Source organism: Bradyrhizobium sp. 1 (assembly GCF_023073315.1).
GTDB lineage: Bacteria > Pseudomonadota > Alphaproteobacteria > Rhizobiales > Xanthobacteraceae > Bradyrhizobium.
This window is the reverse complement of record NZ_JADPJH010000034.1, coordinates 562099-582243: the sequence shown is the minus strand read 5'-3', so window position 1 is coordinate 582243 and position 20145 is coordinate 562099. Positions and strand designations below refer to the sequence as shown.

Genomic DNA, 20145 nt, shown 5'->3' with positions numbered 1-20145 from the left:
TCCGTCAACGCCGCAAGAGCGCACGATTCCGGTGAATATCGCTGTTTGTGCGGGGTTTTTAACCCTTGAGGTAGCGCATAGCCGTATCAGAGCTTACATCCCACCTTGGGAGATTAGCGATCCGTAATTTGACCGGGCCGGAGGCGGGCCGCATTCTTCCTCCGCCAGATCGTTCACCGGCAAGATCTTTCATCTGAAAGTCAGTGAGGACGAGTTTCGTGGCAGCGACAGACCTCCAGCCGATCCAGGATACGGATCAGCGGGACCCACCGGCGGTGCGGCCGCGTGGGCCTGCCGGGCTTGGGCTGTCCGGCAAGCTGCTGCTGCTGACCGTCCCCCTGGTGATGATCGCGGCCATCCTGCTCTACGTCCCCGCGATCGCCAACTTCTGGGTCAACCGGCTGAACGACCGCGTGGCGGCCGCCAACACGGCGGCGCTGGTGCTCGATGCTGCGCCGCTCGGCATGGTCCCCGATTCACTGTCGCGCGAGATCCTGAAAAGCATCAATGCCCGCGCCGTCGCCATCAAGATGGGCCAGCAGCGTCGCCTGCTCGCCAGCGACAATCTGCCTGCCACGATCGAGCACGATGTCGACCTGCGCGACATGACCGTGTGGGAGGCGATCACCGGCTCGTTCCAGATGATGCTGGAGACCGGCAACCAGCCGATCCGCATCGTCGGCCCCGGCGTCGGTAATGCCCAGTTCGTCGAGATCGTGACGGACGAGCAGCCGTTGCGGCAGCAGATGTACCGCTTTTCCCGCAACGTTGTGGTGGTCGCGCTGATTATCGGCGTTCTGACCGCGAGCCTCGTCTATTTCGCGCTGCATTATCTCTTCGTGCGGCCGATGCGGCGGCTCACCGCCAGCCTGGTCGGCTTCCACGAAAACCCCGAAAGCTCGGCGCGGATCATCGTGCCGAGCCAGCGCAGCGACGAGATCGGCGTCGCCGAGCGCGAATTGTCGGACATGCAGCGCGATCTGATGTCGATGCTGCATCAGAAGAGCCGGCTCGCCGCGCTCGGCCTCGCGGTGTCCAAGATCAATCACGATCTGCGCAATCTGCTCGCCTCCGCGCAGCTGTTGTCGGACCAGCTCGCCAGCGTGCCGGATCCGCGGGTGCAGCGCTTTGCGCCAAAGCTGGTGCGCTCGCTCGAGCGCGCCATCGCCTTCTGCCAGTCGACGCTGTCTTATGGCCGCGCCCAGGAGGCCGCGCCCGACCGCCGCTTGATCCTGATCGAGCCTGTCGTGCTGGAGGTGCGCGAGACCGCGGGCCTCGCCAGCGATGCCTCGATCACCTGGGTCGCCGCCATCGAGCGCGGGCTCGCGATCGATGCCGATCCCGACCAGCTGTTCCGCGTGCTGCTCAACCTCGTCCGCAACGCCGCCCAGGCGCTAGAAAGCCATGCGTCCGCCGAGGGCGGCGCGCAGCAGATCCGGATCACGGGCAAGCGCGAGGGCGCTGTCGCCATCCTGGAGGTCTCCGACACCGGCCCCGGCGTCCCCCAGAGGACCCGCGACCATCTGTTCGAGGCGTTCCAGACCTCCGGCCGCCCCGGTGGCAGCGGGCTTGGTCTTGCCATCGCCGCCGAGCTCGTCCGCGCCCATGGCGGCGACATCCATCTGGTCGAAGGCACCCTCGGCGCCACCTTCCGGATCGTCATCCCCGACCGCCCCGTGGAACTCCTCTCCATCCGCAACGAGCGGGCGAGAGCGTAAGTCGGTCAAAGGCCGACACCGAAAACCGTCATCTCCCTGCAAAATCTCCCCATCCCGGACCTTGCCAATCGGGGCAAGAGCGGTTAGTCAGAGCGCTCTTTCGCACCCCCTCCGGTTTCGCCGGAGGCTGCGTGCGGGCCCAGCCCGCACAGCTGTTTGCGAAAAACGCGCCCGTAGCTCAGCTGGATAGAGCATCAGACTACGAATCTGAGGGTCGGACGTTCGAATCGTTCCGGGCGCGCCATTTGCGGTGGTATTTGATCCCATGCGTACCATCGATCGCCTGTTCTCCTGCCTCGTCCTGTTCCTTGCATTCGCAGTCGCCGCGGTGCTTCCCGTGCGCGCGGCCGAAACCTGCCCGTTCATCGGCGCGCAAGAACTCGCCCGCGCGATGCCGGCGCTCAAATGGTCACTGATTTCAAATCAGGACGGCCGCGGCTGCATCTATCAGGGCGGGCGCGGCGACACGATGATGTTGACGGTGTTCCGCAATCCCGACAAGGACCGCGCCAGGGAATTGTACGCGACCTTCGTCAAGACGCTTGGCGAGCGCATGCCGCTCAGCGCAGTCGTGGGGATCGGCGACGAGGGCCAGAGCGGAACGAGTGCCGCCGGCGCAGAGCGCCAGGAGGCCTCGGTCGTCGCCTTGTCCGGCGATTACATTCTGCAGATCAGCGTCTATCCGATCGGCCAGCGTGCGGACAACGCGTTGCTCGGACCGCTCACTGACGCCGCGCGAATTGCCGTCGCCAGCGTGAGCAAGAGCAGCGAGCGGTTCGGCAATTGCGAGTGGCTCACGGCCGCCGATGCCGACGGCTTTCTCGACAACAGCACGCTGACGGTCCAGCGGACCGGCGCGGGCAGCTGCATGATGTTCGATCGCGAGGCCAACACCATGACTGTCGCGGTGATCGCGATCTCGCGCGACACGGTCATCAGCATGATGAAACGCACTGGCCCCTGCAAGCACGTGGCGATACCCGAGCTCGGCAGTGAAGCGTTCGGCGAGCATTCCTGCACCAAGGGCAACGGCAACGCCGTCAACATCTATGTCTGGAAGAACGGCAGGCAGGCTTCGATCCTGTTTGCACCGGTCAAGCCGCATCCTGAGTCCGGCTCTGTCGAGCGCCTGAAGGCGGTCGCCGGGCGAGTCTATGGAAAATTGTAACGGCGCCGCGCGACATGGGCGGCGCATGCGCCCGTAGCTCAGCTGGATAGAGCATCAGACTACGAATCTGAGGGTCGGACGTTCGAATCGTTCCGGGCGCGCCATTTCCGCACAAAACTGGGTACTCCAAAACCAGCCGTTTTTGCGCTTGAAGCGGCTCGTTCACTCCCTCCGCTCACTGAGACCCAATTCTCTCCACAGCCACGCGAAATCGTAGCTGGCCATCGGATCATCTGAATCGGCTGACTTCGCCGTCCGGTTCTCCATGAGCTTGAGCCACTCGACGACCTTGATCCGTCCGCCCTCCGTTTTGACCGCGACACGCGGCGTTTGCCCTCCCAGCGCGAGAACAGGTTGATCGAGCACGTCGCGGTAATGCCGGTCCATGTAATCATGGACGATGGCGCGCTGCTGCTCCTCAGGAATGTCGAGCTGGTTTGGAATCGCAGATTGTTGCGAGGCCATGATCTGCGCGACCGCTTCGGTCTTGACCGAGGGATGGCGCACGAGTCCGCCGAGCGCGTCGCACAGCAGCGCGCATCCGCGGTTGCAGCGCTGCTCGGAGTTGGCACTGAGCACCAACGTCTTGCCCTCCAGCCGTACGTCGCCGAGCACGAGCTGTTCTCGTCGGACCATGTTTCGAAGGTGAGCCGTTCACGCGATGGCCCATCGTGCTCTGATGCGGCGGCGGGCGGCTTGGCTACGCCGCTTTCTTCGCTAACCCAGCTCCACGATTTCGAGCTCGTGGCACGAAACTCCGGACGTGCTTCCAAAGCCGCTCTGATGTCACGCCCCGTGATGCGGGTGGCGAACGGGAAGCGCGCCTCGCACAGCGTCAGCTCGTCGCCTTCGGCGTTCCGCAACTCGGGAATACGCGGCGACCGAATTCGGTCGATCGCGTCGACGAGCCAGAACGTCGTGAATATGGGTGTGATTGCACGCAGCCTTTTGGTGGGAGAAAGGTCCGAGAATGCCTCTTCATCGGACCCATATCCGCTCGCCTCGGCCAATTCGCGCTCTTCCTCGCTGGTCAGCGACTCCAGCTTGCGGACGGCCTCGAGCAAGAGTTCCGATGTCTCGTGGTCGAATACCAGCAGGCCGCCGCCGATCTGCGTTCGCGATCCCATGTCAACCATGCGCGCGGCAATGCGGTCCCATGGCTTGAGGCTTTGGGTCGCACGGCGCTCGCTGACCAGGATCGGTTCGCCGTCGCGGATCAGGTCGCGCGCCAGAAACGAAGTGCCAGGGACAATGTCGCTGACCTCATAGAGGCTCATCGTCGATTTTCGCAGCGCCGCCATGTAGTTGCGAACCGAGGCGGATTCTTTCCAGCCGCGGCGCTTGAGATAGTCATCGGTCGCGTTCTCGCCGTCGAATTCACGGGTCAGGAAGTCCTCGAAAGCGCAGGCCCACACCACGTTCATGAACAGATCTTCGCCGATGGTCGGAGCGATCTGCTCGATCTCGATGCCGGTTTCTTCGCAGGTGGGGGCAAGGTGATCTTCAAGGACCCAGTCGAAACGATCGGCCCATCGATCGCGCGTAGACCACCTCATCAACCCTTCGAGCACGTGTTTGCTGGCCATGTTCCTGCTCGCACCCGGAATTCCCGGTCGCGGCCTAAGCGCGACCATGCCGGAGTTTAGCAGGCTGCCGCGACCTGTTCGATCCGGAACTGGATTTTGGAAATGACGACCAACGAATTCCTTTGGCGCCCGAACTGGCCCGGCGACGCAAGCGCCGGTGCGAAGACGAAATACGATTTCGGAGGGCCGACCAGGCCCGCTTCAGCGCCGCCCCACATCATGCGCCATCGGATCCGAACCAAGCCCCTTGCTCGTCAGCAAACGGTTGAACTGATCGGCGGAAAAAAGCCGCCCGTCGGGGTCCGTGATCGAAACCACAAAACCATTCACCGCATGCTTGCGGGCCAGGATCACCGCAACGATGGCGCTGGAACGGAAATCGACGGTGCGGCAATCGTCTTTCACGGCTTCGATGATAAATGTCATTTGGCCTACGACCAATGTTGTAAAGCGCCAATTTCGCGCCCGGCAATTCAACCTCGTATCGGTGAAAATGATATTGCCGACAAGCCAGCTATTGACCCGATGGAACCGCGACCGTACCCATATTGGGGGTAGACAGTAGACCGGTCGTGCCTCACGCGCGGTGCGTCACGGATACGAACAACCCGCTCGTGGGCGCCGAAACGGAAAATCCGCAGAAACGGGCGCTGGCGATGGTTGGTACGACTAAAGGCGAGGAAATCGCCTCGGATTTGATCCGAGCCGTCTCTCGCCACTCGTTGGCTTACATGCTGTGCGCAGCCAGCGAAATGTTCCGCCACTACGATTTCGATCCGCTGGACTTGATGATCATTCATGCGGTCTTGAACGCCAACGTGCTCAAGGTGATGAAGAACCCCGACCTGGACCGGCAATTTGGCAGTGTCCTGGCTGTTGAGCCGGATGAGATCAAGCAGGGCGTTTCCCGTGCCGCCCTGTCCCGCTTTTTCGGTCTGCCGATCGAAACAGTCCGACGGCGTGCCGATCGCTTGAAGAAGGAAGGCATTTTCCGCGAGACCGACGGAGGACTGATCGTGACCGAAGCCAACCAGTTCAAGTTCGGCAATAATCACCAACTGCAGAGAACCAACATGCTCCTGGTGCGAAAATTCCTTCGTGACCTGACGGAAGCGGGGGTTGAGCTACCCGGCGGGATTTGATGGCCGGGTCTGGCGTTTGATCGAGGCGCCGCACCCAAATGACTTCAGCGCCCCGCCAGCGCCTCCCTGCACTTGGCTGCGAAGGCGTTGAGGTACGCCCCGATCTCGCGCGCCAGCGCATCGGACCGATCGACATTCTGCAGGCTCATGTTCAGTGCGTAGACCGGAAGCCCCTCGAGCACGATGGGCGTTGCGACGGCAAGAACGCCGGGTTGCCACGACACCGCGCAATAGCCGTTGCGTTCGACGGAGCTGATCGATGTCCGGACGTCCGCGAGCAGCGCCTTCGTGGCCGCGGCGCTGCGGCGTTTGAACAGTTTGAGCAATCGCTCATGCTCGGCCGCGGCAATGCCGGCGAGATAGGCACGACCGAGCGAGGTCAACTCCATCGGCACCTGCTGGCCGGCGACCACGTTGCGGAGCGCCGGGCGCGGGCTGTAGCGGATTGATTCGAGATACACCATCATGGTTCGATCCGCGGTAGCTAACCCGACGTTGAGCCGGCGCTTCGCTGACTCGGCCCGCATCATCGCTCCGATCGCGTTGAGCACGGGTGACCCTGTCCGCATCGCGTGGCCGATACTGATGACGGACGCGGCCAGACGGTAGGTCCGCTCCGTGCGGACTTCGTCGAGCATCCCGGAATTGACCAGCGTTCGTATCAGCCGGCTGACCGTCGATCGCGGCAATCCGGTTCGCTCCGCAATCTCGCCGTTGCCCAGCGTGTCGACGCCGGGACGGAAAGCCCGCAGGATTTCGACCCCCCTTTCGAGCGACCGGTTGCCGTCGATCCCGCCTGCGTATCTGCGCGCCTGCGCCACATCCAGCCTCCCAAATCATTCCCATAAGGCATTTCCACTAAGTGGAATTAGGGGGATGTTCCTGAGGATGCAAGCCGCTATAGGCACGGGAAGAAGAATGCCTGGCCGCGCACGCCTCAACGACTCCCGCCACGGAGCTTGCCATGTCCTATCAGCTCATCGAATTTTCGGTCGAAGCCGGTATCGCGACGATTGCTTTCAACCGGCCGGAACGGCGCAACGCCATGAGCGACGACATGCGCGCCGAGTTCGTCAGTGCGCTCGAAACCGTCGCCCGTGACAAGACGATCAAGGCCCTGGTGCTGACCGGGCGCGGCAACGCCTTCTGCGCCGGCGGAGATATCAGCGGCATGAAGCGCCGGCTCGAGTCGCCGCAGGGCGAAGTTGCTTTCAACGGATGGAGCCGTCAGCAGGGTGTGCACCACGTGCAGTCGTTCCTGCTGGGCCTGCCGAAACCGACCATCGCCGCGGTCAACGGCGCCGCGGCGGGCCTCGGTGCGGACACCGCGCTGGCCTGCGACTTCGTCATGGCAACGGAGCGATCGAAATTCACCTGGTCCTACATCAAGCGAGGCTTGATACCCGACGGCGGCGGACTGTATTTCCTGCCTCGCCGGGTCGGGCTTCCCAGGGCCAAGGAGCTGATCTTCACCGGGCGCATGGTCGAGGCCGACGAAGCGCTCTCGCTCGGCATCGTCGATCGCAAGGTGGCCGCGACCGAACTCCTGCCGGCAGCGCAGGCCTGGGCGGTCGAACTGGCTCAGGGGTCTCCCACCGCGCTCGCGCTGGGCAAGAAGATCCTGAACGAAACCTTCGAGCATTCCGCGCATGACATTTTCAGTCTCGGCAGCCAGGCGCAGGCCATCTGCTATACGAGCGCGGAGCATCGCGACGCCGTGACGGCGTTCCTTGCGCAATCCTCGTCGAAGGATTGACCGATGGATGCGATCGAACGCCTGATCCGGCCGCGCAGCGTCGCCATTATCGGTGCCTCGGCAGACCCGGGCAAGACGGCGGGGCGGCCGGTCTCCTATCTTCGGAAGCACGGCTTTGCGGGTGCGATCTATCCCGTCAATCCGAAGGTCGCGGATATCGGCGGCCTGCGCTGCTACCCCGACATCGCGTCGCTGCCTGATGTGCCAGATGTCGGCATTGTCCTGCTCGGCGCGGAGCGCGCGCACATCGCGGTGCGCGAATTGTCCGAGCGCGGAGCTGCGGCTGCGATCGTCCTTGCCAGCGGCTTCACCGAAACCGGGGCGGAAGGCGCCGAGCGCCAGAAGCAGCTGATGGAGGCCGCCGGATTCATGCGCCTGCTCGGGCCGAACACGATCGGCCTCGTCAATCTCACCGACAATATCGTGCTGTCCGCATCCGGCGCGCTGGCGATGGATCATTTTCCGACCGGCTCGATCGGTCTGGTCTCGCAAAGCGGGGGCATTCTCGGCGCCTTGTTGTCGCGCGCCGCGGCGCGCGGGGTAGGGTTGTCAAAGCTGGTGTCGACCAGCAACGAAGCCGATCTCGAACTGGCTGATTTCATCGACTTTCTTGCCGACGACAGCGCGACCAGGGTCATCGCGCTCTATATCGAGGCGATCCGCAACCCGGCTCGCTTTCGGGAGGCGGTTCTCAAGGCGCGACGCGCCGGCAAACCCGTCGTCGCCTTCAAGATCGGGCGGTCGGAAGCGGGGGCAAAGGCGGCGGTCTCGCACACGGGGGCGCTTGCGGGCTCCGACCGCATGTACGACGCTTTATTCGCGCAACTCGGCGTGATCCGCGCGAAGGCGTTCGAAGACCTGCTCGACATTCCCGCAGCTCTCGCGGCGGGACGGAAGCTTTCCGGCCGGCGTGTGGCGATCCTCACCTCGACCGGCGGCGCCGGCACGATCGTGTCCGACAGTCTCGGCGTGGCCGGCTTTACAACACCCGCTCCCGATCCTGAGACGGCCGCGCAATTGCGCAGCCTTCAGTCGGGATCGCACGCCGCGCTCGATCGCAATCCGATCGACGTGACATTGGCCGGTCTGCAGCCGGATCTGCTGCGCGCCGCAATCCGCATCCTGCTCGCAAGTCCATCCTACGACGCGCTGACCATTATCGTCGGCTCGTCGGCCGTGGGATCGCCGACGCTGATGGCCGATGCCATCCACGACTGCCTGCCGATGAGCGACAAGCCCGTCATTGCCTATGTCAGCCCCCACGCGCCCGACGTTGGCTCCATCCTCACGCGGCGAGGCGTCCCCGCCTATACGTCCGCCGAGAGCTGCGCTGCTGCGCTCGACGGGCTTTTGCGGGCTGGAATGCCGGAGCAAATCCAGACATCCGGCTCGATCGCGCCGGCAGTCGATATCAGCGACTTCCCGGCGGGATCGCTGGATGAAGCACAGGCCAAAACCTTGTTCGCCCGTTTTGGCGTTCCGGTCGTGGCAGAGAAGGTGGTCGCAACGCCAAGTGAAGCTGAACAGGCGGCGCGCGACTTCGGTGGCCGGGTCGTGCTCAAGATTCTCTCGCGCGAGATCGCCCACAAGAGCGACGTCGGCGGCGTCGCGGTCAATTTGACCACTGATGCAATTGGCGACCGCCTGACCGCGATGGCGAAGGAGGTCGGGGAAAGGGCCGGGAAGCGACCCGAACGGTTCCTGGTTCAGGAGATGATCTCCGGCGGCGTCGAAATCATTCTCGGGATGCATCGCGATCCCTTAGGGACGGCGATCCTTCTCGGCATGGGCGGCGTCACCGCCGAATTGTTCAAGGACACGACGATGCGTCTGCTCCCACCGGGAAGCGGTCTCGATCTGTCCGAGGCCGACGCGATGGCGCGCGATCTCGTCACATGGCCGTTGCTGGACGGTTTTCGGGGCCGGCCGAAATGCGACGTCGAAGCGCTCGCGAGAGCGATCGTCGCTTTCTCGCGCATGGTTGCGCAACTCGGCGACCGCCTCGTCGAGGCTGAAATCAATCCGGTGTTTGTACTGCCGGCGGGCGAGGGCGTGAAGGCGGCCGACGGATTGGTCGTTCTCAATGTCTGAACAAAAACGGGTGGAGCTCCAGATGGCCATTGGCGAAATCATCAATCACGACGGCGCGCGCAAGAAGAGTTTCGCCATACGGCGCTGGTCGGACCGCGCCATCCTCGCCTGCATAGTCTTGCCGGTCGTCGCGGGGCTGGGCGTGGCGCCGGCGCGCGCCGAATATCCCGACAAGATCGTCAAGATCGTGGTGCCTTTCGCGGCCGGTGGCGGGACCGACATCATCGCGCGAACGACGGCGCAGGAAATCTCAACGGATTTGGGCAAGCCCGTCATCATCGAGAACAAGCCAGGCGCCGGGACCATCATCGGAACCCAGACAGTGGCCACCAGCGAACCCGACGGCTATTCGCTGCTGATGGCCACCTTCGCGCACGCGGTCAACCCAAGCCTTTACAGCAAGCTGCCGTTCGATCCGCACAAGGATTTCGCGGCGGTCTCGCTGATCGCGCGGTCGTTCAATATCGTCGTCGTCAACCCGATATCCAAAATCAACTCGATCTCCGATCTGATCACTGAAGCCAAGGCCAATCCGGGCAAGCTCAATTTCGGGACGTTCGGCACCGGCACCTCGGCTCATCTCGCGGGCGAGCTGTTCAATGCGATGGCGAAGGTCAAGATGACGGCGGTGCCCTACAAGGGTGCGGCGCCTGCGATCAGCGATCTGCTGGGCGGACAGATCGACGTGATGTTCACCACCGTGGCGAGCGCGGCCTCGCTGGTGGCCGCGGGTCAGCTGCGGGCGCTAGCTGTCACATCCGCCGAGCGTTCGACGGCATTTCCGCAATTGCCCACCGTCGCCGAGGCGGGAGTGCCCGGCTATGCCGCCGAGTCGTGGTACGGATTGTACGCTCCGGCCAAAACGCCAGCGCCCGTGATTGCACGCCTGAATCAGGCGGTCGCAAAGGCCGTTCAGTCCGGTGGTTTCAAGCAACTGGAGGCAAACGAAGGCCTCATCATGGTTGGCGGCGCTCCGGAACAGCTCGATCGCTATGTCGGGCAGGAGGAGGAACGCTGGCGCAAGCTGGTCAAGGACGCGAACATCGAGGTGCAGTAAGCTTCCGCTCGGCGATATCTTCCCCGTCAGCCTCAAGGCGATGGCTGCAATAGCACGACAAGCGGGTTTCGACCTTGAACACGCTGTTGTCGGTCAAGCGGCCGCCGGTGACGAATCCCTGCCTCTGATGGCCGGCCGGTGCGGATCACTCAGGCAGTCCGGCGCGCCGCAATCCTTCGCCGTAGCGCCAGGCATCGTCCGCACGGCGGTAGGGACCGTAGATCGCCTCCAAATTGGACACGCGTTCATCGGGATTGATCTGGAGCAGCCGGGCCACGGCCTTTCGCGCGGACTCCAGATTTCCGGTGAACGCATCCGCGGATGCACCGATGCGCAGCGCTGGCAACAGCTTTGGCGTGCCGCGCAGGGCCGCATTGGCCCAGGTCGAGGCCTCGGTGTAGCGGCCGGCGAAGAAATGGGCGTGCGCGGTTGCCACCTGCATCAGCGGCATCAGCGGATCGACCGGGCTGAGGCGCATCGCGTACATCAGATGTCCGACTGCGGCTTCGGGCTCGCCCATCCAGCTCTTGATGAAGCCGGCGAAATAGGACGCCCACATCATGTTGGGGTTGACTTGGAGCGCCTGCTCGATGCAAGCGGCGCCGGTGTCGAGATCGCGGACGACATAGGCGAGCGCCCCGGCGCTGGTTGCCAGCGCCAGCGCGTCGTCGCTGCCGAGGCGGATCGCATTCCGCGCCAGCCGGTCGGTCTCGGCAATGTCGCGCGCGAGATCGTCGGTCGGCCACCGGTTGGTCCGGTCCTTGACGTAGCAATAGGCGGCCATGCCGTAGGCGGACGCGAATTCCGGATCGAGCGCGATCGCGCGCCGAAACATCTGCAAGGCTTCGACATTGGCCTCGCGGATGGTGAAGCGGTAGATCGCCGCGGTGCCGCGCAGATAATATTCGTAGGCGCCAAGGCTCTCGGTCGGCTTGCGTTTGGCGCGCTCGATCGCGGAATGCTCGAGCTTCGGCACCAGCAGCCCCACCACCTGCCGCGCGATCTGGTCCTGGAGGTCGAAGATGTCCTCGAGCGCACCATCGAACCGGTCGGCCCACAGATGCGCGCCGGTCGCCGCGTCGATCAGCTGGGCCGTGATGCGTACACGGTCGGCCGATTTGCGCACGCTGCCTTCGAGCACGAAGCTGACGCCGAGCTCGCGGCCGATTTGTTTGACGTCGACGGCGCGGCCCTTGTAGGTGAAGCTGGAATTGCGCGCGATCACGAACAGCGAGCGGAAGCGCGACAGCGTCGTGATGATCTCCTCGACGACGCCGTCGGCGAAATAGTCCTGCTCGGGATCGCCGCTCATGTTCTGGAACGCCAGCACCGCGACCGCCGGTTGCGGCGGAAGCGGAAGCGCCTCTGTCGCCGCGCCAAACACCGGCGATACCGGCTCCGCCGCCACGGAATCCTGCGCACCGGCGCTCAGCGGACCTGCAAACCGGTAGCCGTATTTGGGCAAGGTCTCGATCCAGCGCTCGCCGCCTGCTTCTTCACTGAAGACGCGGCGCAATGCCGCGACCTGGACCGGAAGATTGCTCTCCTCGACGATGAGGCCGGCCCAGGCCTGTTTGATCAGCGCGTCCTTTGAGACCGGTATTCCCGCGCGCTCCACCAGCACGCGCAGCACGGCGATCGCGCGTTGGCCGAGCGCGACGGGCGCGCTGCCGCGAAAAAGAAGCGCAGCGTCAGCATCCAGCCGAAACGGACCGATGAAGTAACTCGTGGCCATGGCGCGATGCTTAAGAACTTTTTCAGAACGACACCATGATTTTCGGTGTGGCCGGGCCGAGATATGAACGCCCTGATTGCAGGCAACCCTCGCTGGCTGGATTCCGGTCGTAGAATCAAGCAGGTGCGACACGCCGTCCAGCCTCGTGCCGGACACGCGCTCGCATCGAGATATCCGGCGCGCGGGCAAATCTACGGCGTCGGTGGAAAAGACATGGTTGACCGGCTGGTCTGCCTCAGGGACCTTTGAAGGCGAGTTCTCGAACGTGACGCGCGGCTAAGCCGGCAAGGGCGTGGTGAACTACCAGTGGTAACGGCGCTCACCTGCCGACGGTGACCCAGGCCTGCGCCTTCTTCCGCCAATCCTCGTCGAAGCGGGCGACGATGTCGTTTGCCGCATCCGGCGAGAGAAGCCCGTCGATGGCTGATGTCTTGATCTCATCGATATCAGGGACGCCGGCGTATCCGAGATTGGCAAGCCGCTTGGCAAATGGCGGATGCGTTGCGTTCTGATCGTGCTCGCGCGTTAGACCGGCGAGTGCGGCTGCGCTCATCGGCTCCGGCGCCCTGATGTTCCCAAGCTGCTTGAAGACACGCTCGAACGGCGGGCGTGGCGCGTTGATGGCGCCCAGCATCTCCTTTTCCAGAGGGACGTAGACGAGATCGGTGAGGCGCGTGCCGCAAGCTTCCATCAGCACTAGGGCGCGCGCCATCCCGGCGCGTCCAACCTGTTCGGCTGCGCCCAGATCGGCGTGGAGCTCGTTCTGCCGTGACAGCGCGCGATATTCCCTGTCGAGCCATTCGATCATGGAGTGGAGCACGGCCCTCGCGATGCGTCCGGTAATGGTCCAGTCCGGATTGGCGTAGAAGAGCACGTTCTCGGACGCCGCGATGAAATCCGCAAGATTGACGCTTCCAGAAGTGTGCCGGAGCCGGGCATGGGCCACCTCATGGGCGATGATCGCGCGAAGGGCGGGCTCATCCAGGATGATCAGCAACGGCAGGCCGACGGTCATGGTGACGTGCCGCCCGAACAGCCCGGCATACCGGTTGACCTCGCCGATCGACGCGTTGAAATCGGTGTTGATCAGCAAACTGCGGTTCGATCGGATAAAGCTTGGGTCGAGCTCCGTCCACGCCGCCCACAGGCCCGGGGCGGCCTCCTCGTTCGCTTCGAAGCTCCGGTGCTTGCGCGAGGGCAGAAACAGAAGACCGATCGCGAGCGCCATTGCGGCTGTGAAAATGGCGAACACGATCGGCGCCGTGGCCAGCGTCGCGATGGCGTAGCGATCGAGCGCCGTCAACCAAATGGCCAGGATCACGCAGGCCAGCGCCGCGACCGGGAGGACGGCGTAGCGACCGAGACGCAGGATGATGTTCAGAACAAGGCGTGTCATCCGCGCGTTGGCGGATCGATTCGAATCACGCCTTGCCGCATGAGCCGCTGCTCTGATGCAGGCTGGCGACGTCGGCGCGGCCCTGGCCTTCGGTGACCTGGATCAGCGTGATCGCGCCGGGCGTCACGATTCCCATCTGCGGCTGGGCAGAGAGATAGGTCGTGCTGCCGGCGCGCAGATCGACGCCGACCTTCTCGCTGCCTTGCCCGAACAGATTGCTGCTCAGCGGCAGATTGTTGACGGCGACCTCGTGGCGGCCCGGAGGCAGATCGCACGACAAGAACCCCGCGGCCTGGCTGCCGCCAATCACGCGTCCGTCGACGGCGTAGTTGGGCATGACCGCAAATCCCAGGGCCGACGAGCGATAGACCACTAGGCGTGCCGTATTCGACTTGACGTTATCAGTCAGTGCCGTGCTGCCCATTGGACCCGATGCGCAGCCCGCAAGCAACGCGGCCACGACGACGACCCCCACACCCAAACGCATTCTCGCCCCACAATTCCAACTGTCCCCACGGCATCATTGGCCGGGGTGGTGGTTGAAGTCAATCGCGACCGCAGGTCGTGGTCGGTCCAGGCGCCGAGGTCACCGCCGAAACATAGTCGATCATCGAACTGTCACCGCTCCGTCATTCGCGCTCTATTGATCGCTGCTCCTTTCGCCGCGCATCGTGGAGACTGATATGCATCTGACTGAGACACTAACGTCCGACCGCCGGTCGATCCTGAAGGGTCTTGCGGCCGCAGCCGTCGCATCGCTGGCGACGCCGGCCATCGCGGCCGAAGCCCTGCCGCCGCAGCCGACCGGAACAGCGGCGGCCATCGCTACCGACAAGGCCTATTGGACGGCCGTGAAGGGCCTCTATGCGGTGACGCCCGATGTCGTCAATTTCGAGAACGGCTATTGGGGCATCATGCCTGAGCCGGTGAGGCGCGAGTTCATCCGCCAGTCCGACATGATCAATTATCAGAACACCTACTATGCGCGACAGCGCGCGGGGGCGGATTTCGAGGCTGTGCGCGCCAAGGTGGCGGAGGCGGTTGGTGCTGCGCCCGACGAGATCGCGCTCACCCGCGGCGCGACCGAAGCGCTGCAACTCCTCATCGGCGGCTACAACAGGCTGAAGCCCGGCGACGGCGTGCTCTATGCCGACCTCGACTATGATTCGATGCAGTATGCAATGAACGCGCTGAAGGGCCGCCGTGGCGTCGAGGTGGTCAAGTTCGATGTCCCGGAACCCGCCACCCGCCAGGCGGTGCTCGACGCCTATGCCCGCGCTATCGAAGCCAATCCCAAGACGAGGCTCCTGCTCCTGACCCATGTCAGCCATCGCACCGGCTTCGTCATGCCGATCGCCGACATCGCCCGCATGGCGAAGGCCAAGGGCATCGATACCATCGTCGACGCCGCTCATTCCTGGGGCCAGATGGACTTCAAGGTCGGTGAGCTCGAGGCCGATTTCGTCGGCTTCAATCTGCACAAATGGATCGGCGCGCCACTCGGGGTGGGCTTTCTCTACATCAGGAAGGATCGCCTCGCCGACATCGACCGCGACATGGGCGACGAGGACTTTGCCGAGACCGACATCCGCTCGCGGGTGCATACCGGCACGGTCAATTTCGCGACGGTGCTGACCGTGCCCACGGCCGTGGTGCTGCATCAGCAGATCGGCGCGGCAGCGAAGCAGGCCCGCCTGCGCTATTTGCGCGACTATTGGGTGAGCCGCGCCCGTGGATTCAAGGACATCGAGATCCTGACGCCGGACGAAGTCGGCTCGTACGGCGCGATCACGTCCTTCCGCCTCGCCGGCAAGACCAGCAAGGCCGACAACGACGCGACCGTGGTGAAGCTCCGGGACAGCCACAAGGTGATGACGGTGCGCCGCGCCGGGGTCGCCAAGGGCCAGTGCATCCGCGTGACGCCGGCGCTGTTCACCGATGAGGCCGATCTCGACCGTCTTGTCGAGGCGCTGGCCGTCGTCACGGGGACGAAGACCGGATAAGCCGTGCGATGACCGATTCCGGGGCAGCCGATTGGCGTGCCCCGGAACCGATGCGTCCGCTCACGCCGTGGCGAGCGCAGGCTCTACCGGCCGCCGGCCGATCATCAGCGACAGCACGGCTGCGACGAGGCCGGTCGCGCCTGCGATCATGAAGGCTTGCAGATAGTCACCCTGCGACGAGCGCATGAAGCCGGCGAAGAAGGCGGCACAGGCAGCCCCGAGCTGATGGCCCGCGACCACCCAGCCGAAGATCAGCGGCGCGTTCTTGTCGCCGAAGGTCTCGTTGGCGATGCGCACGGTCGGCGGCACGGTGGCGATCCAGTCGAGCCCGTAGAACGCCGCGAAGACCGTCAGGCTGACCAGGGAGAAATCCGAGTAGGGCAGGTAGATCAGCGACAGCCCGCGCAGGCCGTAATAGAAGAACAGCAGCTTGCGCGGATCGAAACGGTCGGTGAGCCAGCCCGACAGCGTCGTGCCGAACAGGTCGAAGAATCCCATCAGCGCGAGCAGGCTCGCGGCCTGCACCTCGAAAATGCCGTGGTCGCCGCAGAACGCGATCAGATGTGTGCCGACGAGGCCATTGGTGGTGAAGCCGCAGATGAAGAAGGTCGCGAACAGGAACCAGAAGGTCGGCGTCTTCGAAGCGCGCGCAAGGTTGCTGAGCGCGGCGACGAACGGGTTGCCCTGCCCCGGGCTAGCGGGCTGGTCGTCATGCGTGCTGCCATAGGAGCGCTGGCCGATCGACGCGGGCCGCTCCGGCACCAGAAGATAAATCAGCGGAATCAGCGCCGCGCAGCAGGCGGCCACCGTCAACACGACCGGTTTCCAGCCGCCCCATTCGACCAGTGCCGCAAGGCCCGGCATGAAGACGAGCGTGCCGGTCGCGGTGCTCGCCGTCAAAAGTCCCATGACGAGGCCGCGATTGGTGGTGAACCAGCGATTGACGATGGTGGCGCCGAGCACGTTGGCAACCGCGCCCGAGCCGATGCCGGAGAGCAGCCCCCAGGTCATGAACAATTGCCACGGCGCGGTCATGAAATAGCTCGCAGCGGTCGAGGCCGACATCAGCGCCAGCGCGCCCAGCACGGTCCGGCGGATGCCGAAGCGCTGCATCACGGCGGCGGCGAACGGGCCTGCGAGGCCATAGAGGAAGATGCCGATTGCGGCCGAGGACGAGACCAGGCTGACGTCCCAGCCGAAGGATTTCTGCAGCGGCAGCATCAGCACGCCCGGCGTCGAGCGCAGGCCCGCGGACGCCAGCAGCGCCAGGAAGATCACGGCGACGACCACGAAGGCGTAGCTCTGGCCGAATGGCCGCCGGGAGACGGCGGTGGATTGAATAGGAGCTGGGGGCATGTTACTTACCGGTACGTATTGCGATGCGGCATTAGTACGTACCGGTCAGTAACATTGTCAAGCCTATCTGGAAGGCAGCGGAGCCGATGAAGAAAAAAGTCCAAACGCCCGCGCAGGCGCCGCTCCGGGCCGCCGACCGGATTCGCGCCTCCGCAAGCGAGCTGTTCTACCGCGAGGGCATCCGCGCCGTCGGCGTCGACGAGGTCGTGGACCGCGCCGGTGTGACCAAGCCCAGCCTCTATCGCAGCTTCGCCTCCAAGGACGATCTCGCCGCCGCCTATTTGCGCGACTACGATGTGAGTTTCTGGGAGAACTTTGAGCGCCCTGGCGGCAAAACTTACAGCAACGCGCGCGACCACGTGCTCGCCTATATCAGCCAGCTGTCAGCGCGTGCTGTAGCCAAGGGCTATCGCGGCTGCGGCCTCAGCAATGCCACGGTGGAATATCCGTCGCGCGACAATCCGGCCCGCCAGGTCGCCGAAGCCCACAAGAAGGTGTTCCGCAAGCGCCTGCGCGAACTCGCAGCCGGCATGGGGGCGCGTCAACCGAACCTGCTCGGCGACGCGCTGCTGCTGCTGGTTGAGGGCATCTACGTCACGGGCCAGCAGTCGGAGGACGGGCCGGCGCAGTCGGCGCTCGCAGCGGCGAAGATGTTGATCGATGCGGGTGTGAAGGCGGGGTGAGGGGGGCCATCGCTGTTCTGTTCGTGCGCGGGCGCGCCACGCATCATTCGGCAGTCACGCGCTCTTCGGCCGAAACGCGACGATAGATCCGGTTGGCTCTTCTTCATGCATCGCGGCCTGGACGGCCTTCGCAAGCGCAGCCTGGTCGAAAGGCTTTGGTAAACGCGGCAGGCTGGATTGCGTGTCGCTGGGAATGTCCGCATATCCCGAGCTCAGGAGGATGACCGTCCCAGGGCGCTCCGCGGCGACAGCGCTTGCAAGCTGCAATCCAGTCATGCCGGGCATGGCATAGTCGGTGACAACCAGGTCGATGGTCCGCGTGCGGCGGAGCAAATCCAGCGCCTCCTCGCCCGAGCGCGCCTCGAGCACCGTGTGCCCAAGATCCTCCAGCATCACGGCCGTGTTCTCGAGCACCAGGAGGTCGTCGTCGACGACGAGCACGGCAAGCTGCCGGCTGGCCCGAGATACGGGTGCGGGAGCTTCCGCGCGCAGGTCCGGCACCGCGGTTTCTTCGGCGATCGGCAGCCAGATGTCTGCCGTCGTACCCTCGCCAGGACGGCTCTTCAAGACGAGCCTGCCGCCAGACTGCTCGGCAAGTCCGTGGACCATTGACAGACCGAGCCCGGTGCCTTTGCCGACGCCCTTGGTCGTAAAGAACGGCTCCTGAGCGTGCTTGAGGGTCTGATCGTCCATGCCGCAGCCGCTGTCGCTCACCGAGAGCGCAACGTAGCCGTTCGACGGAGGGCCGCCGCCGTCCCGTTCCTCGCGAGCCGCGATGGTAATCAGGCCACCGTCCGGCATCGCATCACGCGCGTTGACCGCCAGGTTGAGGACAGCCAGTTCGAGCTGGTTCGCATCGACCTTCACCTTCGGCAGGTCCATCGGAAACAACGTCTCGACCCGGATTCCGGCCTCGAATTTCAACAGTGACGCCATGCCATGCACCAGCTCGCGGACATCGACGACTGCCGGCCTGAGATCCTGTTTGCGCGCGAAAGCAAGCATCCGCTGGGTCAGGGAGGCACCCCGCTGCGCGCCTTGCATCGCGTTGTCCACCAGGCGCTGGATCCTCGGATCGCCCGGCGGCAGGCGCTTCTTCAAAAGCTCGAGGCTGCCGAGAACGGCCGCGAGCAAATTGTTGAAATCGTGGGCCACGCCGCCGGTCAGCTGGCCGATGGTCTCCATCTTCTGCGACATCGTCAGTGCTTCGCGCGCCCGATCCAGCGCTTCCTGCGCCCGTCTCCTTTCGCTGACATCGCGCACGATCTTGGCAAAGCCCGTGATTGCGCCGCTGTCGTTCCGGACCGAGACGATGGTTGCCTCCGCCCAGAACCGGCTGCCGTCCTTGCGCACGCGCCAGCCTTCGATGGCGCATTTGCCGTCGCGTTCGGCTTCGGCGAGCGCGCGGGCCGGGGCTCCGGCCGCACAATCCTCCTCGGTATGAAAGATCGTGTAGCTCGTTCCGACCACGTCATCGCCATAGCCCATCAGCCGGCGCGCGCCGAGATTCCAGTTGCCGACGCGCCCATCCGGATCGAGCATGAAGATCGCGTGGTCGGCGATGCCCTCCACCAGGAGCCGAAAGCGTTCTTCGCTGCGCCTCAGTGCGCCCGCCTCGCGCTGGGCGCGCTCCGCGGACGCCCTGTCATAGACCGCCGCGGCGATCCCGATGCTCAGGATCAGGATGGTGATGCCGGCGAGCACGAAGGCGAGTGGCGCTTGGCCGACGCCGACATGTTCCGCCCGCCCTGCCATCGGGTCCGCCGGCAGGAACATGGCGCCTTCCATCGCGGCGTAGTGCATGCCGGAGATCGCAAGGCCCATCACGAATCCGGCGAACAGCCGCTGGACCGCGCTGGTGTTGCGAAAAGCGAGCCACAGCGCCACCACCGAGGCGCTGATCGCGATCGCGATCGAGAGCACGACCCACCGGAGATCGTACGCCAGGAAGGCCGCCATTCGCATCGCGGCCATGCCGGTATAGTGCATGCCGGCGATACCAAGTCCCATAGCAAAGCCTGATGCAAGCAGGGCCTGCTTGCGTCGTCCGACGACGGCAAAGGCCGCGGCGGCGACGACAATGGGAATGACAAGCGAGAGCAGGGTCGGGAATGGATCGTACGAGATCTCGATTCCGGCCAGGTTGAAGGCCAGCATGCCGACAAAATGCATCGACCAGATGCCGCCGCCCATGGCAATCGCAGCGGCTGCGAGCCAGGACCGGCGAGCCCTTCCCGAAGCTGCACGCATCCGGGTCGCCAGGTCCAGCGCCGTATAGGAAGCGAGTGCCGCGATCAAAACCGAGAGCGCGACCAGAACGGGATCGTGAAGAGCCGTATGATGATGCATTTCGACTGACGCTAGCCGAACTTGCAGTCGCGTTCGCGGTCCCGCAAATTGTCCTCCCCCGACGGCGCCGACTTCATCCTCGGCACCAGGATTGTTCCCGCCAGA

17 protein-coding genes and 2 tRNA genes are annotated in these 20145 nt (G+C 64.4%); 11 read left to right on the top strand and 8 right to left on the bottom strand.

Annotated elements, in window-relative coordinates; all coding sequences use genetic code 11:
* The first annotated feature begins 218 nt into the window (after positions 1-218).
* The 4 genes from IVB29_RS32735 (at position 219) to IVB29_RS32720 (ending at position 2990) form a co-directional block, all read left to right on the top strand.
* Positions 219-1718 (top strand): HAMP domain-containing sensor histidine kinase, encoded by a 1500-nt coding sequence (locus tag IVB29_RS32735; protein ID WP_247507531.1) that lies wholly within the window; start codon positions 219-221, stop codon positions 1716-1718.
* Between the two features lie 167 nt (positions 1719-1885).
* Positions 1886-1962: transfer RNA gene (locus IVB29_RS32730), tRNA-Arg, on the top strand.
* Between the two features lie 21 nt (positions 1963-1983).
* Entirely contained in the window at positions 1984-2886 is a 903-nt protein-coding gene (locus IVB29_RS32725) for a hypothetical protein (RefSeq protein WP_247507530.1), read from the top strand.
* A gap of 27 nt (positions 2887-2913) precedes the next feature.
* Positions 2914-2990, top strand: a tRNA-Arg gene (locus IVB29_RS32720).
* A 58-nt stretch (positions 2991-3048) separates the two neighbouring features.
* On the opposite strand, the gene IVB29_RS32715 is transcribed toward IVB29_RS32720, so the two are convergent.
* Positions 3049-3501, bottom strand: a complete 453-nt coding sequence (locus tag IVB29_RS32715) for a hypothetical protein (protein WP_247507529.1) — start codon at positions 3499-3501, stop codon at positions 3049-3051.
* 464 nt (positions 3502-3965) lie between these two features.
* Here IVB29_RS32715 and IVB29_RS32710 point away from each other — a divergent pair, with 464 nt between their 5' ends.
* Complete coding sequence (locus IVB29_RS32710) at positions 3966-4532, top strand: hypothetical protein (RefSeq protein WP_247507528.1); 567 nt, start codon at positions 3966-3968, stop codon at positions 4530-4532.
* A gap of 141 nt (positions 4533-4673) precedes the next feature.
* Here IVB29_RS32710 and IVB29_RS32705 read toward each other — a convergent pair whose 3' ends face one another.
* The gene (locus IVB29_RS32705; RefSeq protein ID WP_247507527.1) at positions 4674-4898 is read right to left on the bottom strand and encodes a hypothetical protein; all 225 of its coding nucleotides are present in this window, start codon (positions 4896-4898) and stop codon (positions 4674-4676) included.
* 188 nt (positions 4899-5086) lie between these two features.
* Between IVB29_RS32705 and IVB29_RS32700 the strand changes: the two genes are divergently transcribed.
* Positions 5087-5614, top strand: coding sequence for a hypothetical protein (locus tag IVB29_RS32700; protein ID WP_247507526.1), 528 nt, complete (start codon positions 5087-5089; stop codon positions 5612-5614).
* Between the two features lie 44 nt (positions 5615-5658).
* On the opposite strand, the gene IVB29_RS32695 is transcribed toward IVB29_RS32700, so the two are convergent.
* A complete protein-coding gene (locus IVB29_RS32695; protein ID WP_247507525.1) occupies positions 5659-6435 on the bottom strand; it encodes a helix-turn-helix domain-containing protein in 777 nt (258 codons plus the stop codon).
* A gap of 143 nt (positions 6436-6578) precedes the next feature.
* On the opposite strand from IVB29_RS32695, the gene IVB29_RS32690 reads away from it, so the two are divergent.
* From IVB29_RS32690 to IVB29_RS32680, 3 genes are read left to right on the top strand one after another with little or no spacing between them, the layout of a single operon-like run.
* Positions 6579-7370, top strand: a complete 792-nt coding sequence (locus IVB29_RS32690) for an enoyl-CoA hydratase/isomerase family protein (protein ID WP_247507524.1) — start codon at positions 6579-6581, stop codon at positions 7368-7370.
* A 3-nt stretch (positions 7371-7373) separates the two neighbouring features.
* Positions 7374-9461: an acetate--CoA ligase family protein gene (locus tag IVB29_RS32685; RefSeq protein ID WP_247507523.1), complete on the top strand. Its 2088-nt coding sequence runs from the start codon at positions 7374-7376 to the stop codon at positions 9459-9461.
* A gap of 22 nt (positions 9462-9483) precedes the next feature.
* A complete protein-coding gene (locus tag IVB29_RS32680; protein WP_247507522.1) occupies positions 9484-10518 on the top strand; it encodes a tripartite tricarboxylate transporter substrate binding protein in 1035 nt (344 codons plus the stop codon).
* A 145-nt stretch (positions 10519-10663) separates the two neighbouring features.
* Here the strand turns inward: IVB29_RS32680 and IVB29_RS32675 are convergent, their stop codons facing one another.
* The 3 genes from IVB29_RS32675 to IVB29_RS32665 form a co-directional block, all read right to left on the bottom strand.
* Complete coding sequence (locus tag IVB29_RS32675; RefSeq protein ID WP_247507521.1) at positions 10664-12253, bottom strand: winged helix-turn-helix domain-containing protein; 1590 nt, start codon at positions 12251-12253, stop codon at positions 10664-10666.
* A gap of 319 nt (positions 12254-12572) precedes the next feature.
* Positions 12573-13649 (bottom strand): M48 family metallopeptidase, encoded by a 1077-nt coding sequence (locus IVB29_RS32670; protein WP_247507520.1) that lies wholly within the window; start codon positions 13647-13649, stop codon positions 12573-12575.
* 25 nt (positions 13650-13674) lie between these two features.
* Positions 13675-14073, bottom strand: coding sequence for a DUF2846 domain-containing protein (locus tag IVB29_RS32665; protein WP_256466929.1), 399 nt, complete (start codon positions 14071-14073; stop codon positions 13675-13677).
* 259 nt (positions 14074-14332) lie between these two features.
* On the opposite strand from IVB29_RS32665, the gene IVB29_RS32660 reads away from it, so the two are divergent.
* A complete protein-coding gene (locus tag IVB29_RS32660) occupies positions 14333-15652 on the top strand; it encodes an aminotransferase class V-fold PLP-dependent enzyme (RefSeq protein WP_247507518.1) in 1320 nt (439 codons plus the stop codon).
* Between the two features lie 60 nt (positions 15653-15712).
* Here the strand turns inward: IVB29_RS32660 and IVB29_RS32655 are convergent, their stop codons facing one another.
* Complete coding sequence (locus IVB29_RS32655) at positions 15713-17008, bottom strand: MFS transporter (RefSeq protein ID WP_247507517.1); 1296 nt, start codon at positions 17006-17008, stop codon at positions 15713-15715.
* An 86-nt stretch (positions 17009-17094) separates the two neighbouring features.
* Between IVB29_RS32655 and IVB29_RS32650 the strand changes: the two genes are divergently transcribed.
* Positions 17095-17691: a TetR/AcrR family transcriptional regulator gene (locus tag IVB29_RS32650; protein ID WP_247507516.1), complete on the top strand. Its 597-nt coding sequence runs from the start codon at positions 17095-17097 to the stop codon at positions 17689-17691.
* A gap of 54 nt (positions 17692-17745) precedes the next feature.
* Here the strand turns inward: IVB29_RS32650 and IVB29_RS32645 are convergent, their stop codons facing one another.
* Positions 17746-20040, bottom strand: coding sequence for an MHYT domain-containing protein (locus IVB29_RS32645; RefSeq protein ID WP_247507515.1), 2295 nt, complete (start codon positions 20038-20040; stop codon positions 17746-17748).
* Positions 20041-20145 lie beyond the last annotated feature (105 nt).